Here is a 2,858-nt window from a genome sequence, read left to right as displayed (position 1 = left end):
ACACCGTCGACATCGGGGTAAAGCACCACACGGTGTGGAGCGACTGGCAGATCGGCGAGCCGCTGTTCCGCGGCACGGTGAACGGTACGCCTGTCTGCGTCCAGATCGACCGCGTCGGCATCGGCTATCGCCTGCACCACAGCGGTTCGCAGGCGGTCGTCAAGGTGCTGACGCCGAAGGCGGCCAAGCTCGACGCGCTGATGCCGGTCAAGGCACCGCCGGACATGTCGAAGTTCCTGCTGTCGCCGATGCCGGGCCTGCTGGTGTCGCTGGCGGTGTCGGAAGGCCAGGAGATCAAGGCCGGCGAGGTGCTGGCCGTGGTCGAGGCGATGAAGATGGAGAACATTCTGCGCGCCGCGCAGGACGGGACGGTCGCGAAAATCCACGCAGCCCCGGGCAGCAGCCTGGCGGTTGATCAGAAGATCGTGGAATTCGCGTAACCGTATAATAAGAAGAAACGCAATCGAGAGGAAGCGTACCCCCTTGCCCCCCATCCGGCTGCCGGATGGGGGCGCATCGGACGGAAACGCACTGCCAACACCCTGCGCCATAAGAAGCCATCAGGAGGCGTCGATGACCGAGTTCCCGCAGAAGACCCTTGCCGACTGGGACAAGCTGGCCGCCAAGGATCTCGGCGCCGACGGCGACCTTTCCAAGCTGACCTGGAAGACCCCGGAAGGGCTGGACGTCAAGGCGCTCTACACCGCCGCCGATCTGGAAGGGCTGGAGCTGGACACGCTGCCGGGTTTCCCGCCCTTCACCCGCGGCCCGCGCGCCACGATGTATGCGGTGAAGCCCTGGACCATCCGGCAATATGCCGGCTTCTCCACCGCGGAGGAGTCGAACGCCTTCTACAAGGCCAACCTCAAGGCCGGCCAGATGGGCCTGTCGGTGGCCTTCGACCTTGCCACCCACCGCGGCTATGACAGCGACCATCCGCGCGTCGTCGGCGATGTCGGCAAGGCCGGCGTCGCCATCGACAGCGTCGAGGACATGAAGGTTCTCTTCGCCGACATCCCGCTCGACAAGATGTCGGTGTCGATGACCATGAACGGCGCGGTGCTGCCGATCCTGGCCGGCTACATCGTCGCGGCGGAAGAACAGGGCGTCAGCCAGGACAAGCTGAGCGGGACCATCCAGAACGACATCCTCAAGGAGTTCATGGTCCGCAACACCTACATCTACCCACCCGAACCCTCGATGCGGATCATCGCCGACATCATCGAGTACACCTCCCAGCACATGCCGAAATTCAACTCGATCTCGATCTCCGGCTACCACATGCAGGAGGCGGGGGCGACGGCGGTGCAGGAGCTGGCCTTCACCATCGCCGACGGGCTGGAATATGTCCGCGCCGCGATGTCCAAGGGGTTGCCGGTCGACAAGTTCGCGCCGCGCCTGTCCTTCTTCTTCTCCATCGGCATGAATTTCTTCATGGAGATCGCCAAGCTGCGCGCCGCGCGCCTGCTGTGGTCCTCCCTGATGCAGGAGAAGTTCCAGCCGAAGGACGCGCGTTCGCTGGCGCTGCGCACCCATTGCCAGACCTCCGGCGTCTCGCTGACCGAGCAGGACCCCTACAACAACGTCATCCGCACCACCATCGAGGCGATGGCTGCGGTGCTGGGTGGCACCCAGTCGTTGCATACCAACGCCTTCGACGAGGCGCTGGGCCTGCCGACCAAATTCTCCGCCCGCATCGCCCGCAACACCCAGCTGATCGTCGCGGAAGAGACCGGCGTCACCAAGGTGGTCGATCCGCTTGGCGGCTCCTATTACATCGAGCATCTGACCCACAGCCTCGCCAACGCGGCGCTGGAGCTGATCGGCCGGGTCGAGGAAATGGGCGGCATGACCAAGGCGGTCGAGAGCGGCATGCCCAAGCTGCTGATCGAGGAGGCCGCCGCCCGCCGTCAGGCCGCCATCGACCGCGGCGAGGAGGTGATCGTCGGCGTCAACAAGTACCGTCCGGAGAATCCCGAGGGGGTGGACGTGCTGGACATCGACAACACCGCCGTCCGTGAGGCGCAGATCGCGCGCCTGAAGCAAATCCGTGCCAGCCGCGACGAGGCGAAATGCCAGGAGGCGCTCGCCGCCCTCACCAAGGCCGCCACCGAGAAGACCGGCAATCTGTTGGCCCTGGCGGTCGAGACGACCCGCGCCCGCGCCACCGTCGGCGAGATTTCCGACGCTCTGGAGAAGGCCTTCACCCGCCATGTCGCCGTCATCCGCTCGGTGTCGGGCGTCTATGGTTCGGCCTATGAGGGCGACGAGGGTTTCAGGCGCATTCAGGAGGAGGTGGCGGCCTTCGCCGCGGAGGAAGGCCGCCGGCCGCGCATCCTGGTGGTGAAGATGGGGCAGGACGGCCACGACCGCGGCGCCAAGGTGATCGCCACCAGCTTCGCCGACATCGGCTTCGACGTCGACATCGGCCCGCTGTTCCAGACTCCGGACGAGGCGGCGCGGCAGGCGGTGGAGAACGACGTCCACGTCATCGGCGTGTCGTCGCAGGCCGCCGGCCACAAGACGCTGGTGCCGCAACTGATCGAGGAACTGCGCAAGCAGGGTGCCGGCGACATCCTGGTGGTGTGCGGCGGCGTGATCCCGCCGCAGGATTACGACTTCCTCTACAAGGCGGGCGCCGCGGCCATCTATGGGCCGGGCACCAACATCCCGAAGGCGGCGTCCGACATCCTGGGCATCCTGCGCAAGCAGAAGACGGCGGCTTGATGTCCGATGTTCGGGACGGCTCTTCGGCTTCGGAGGCTTGCGCACACCACAAGCGAGCGCGTATGACCGAAGCCGGGAAGCAACGCTGGACTGAGGAAAACCGTGAAGCCTTCAAGGCTACGACGAGTTGT

Annotated in this window: 2 protein-coding genes; both read left to right on the top strand. The window is 65.6% G+C overall.

Features of this window, described 5'->3' with window-relative positions; genetic code table 11:
- Positions 1-440 (top strand): DUF2118 domain-containing protein (locus tag I71_RS15110; RefSeq protein WP_042695675.1); only part of this gene is annotated, 440 nt, incomplete at its 5' end.
- 133 nt (positions 441-573) lie between these two features.
- On the top strand, positions 574-2,727 hold the full coding sequence (gene scpA, locus I71_RS15105) for a methylmalonyl-CoA mutase (RefSeq protein ID WP_042695674.1): 2,154 nt from the start codon (positions 574-576) through the stop codon (positions 2,725-2,727).
- Positions 2,728-2,858: the final 131 nt, after the last annotated feature.

This window comes from Azospirillum sp. B506 (assembly GCF_000333595.1).
Classification (GTDB): Bacteria; Pseudomonadota; Alphaproteobacteria; order Azospirillales; family Azospirillaceae; genus Azospirillum.
The sequence above is the reverse complement of the archived record's forward strand: the minus strand, read 5'-3'. Positions and strand labels throughout refer to the sequence as shown.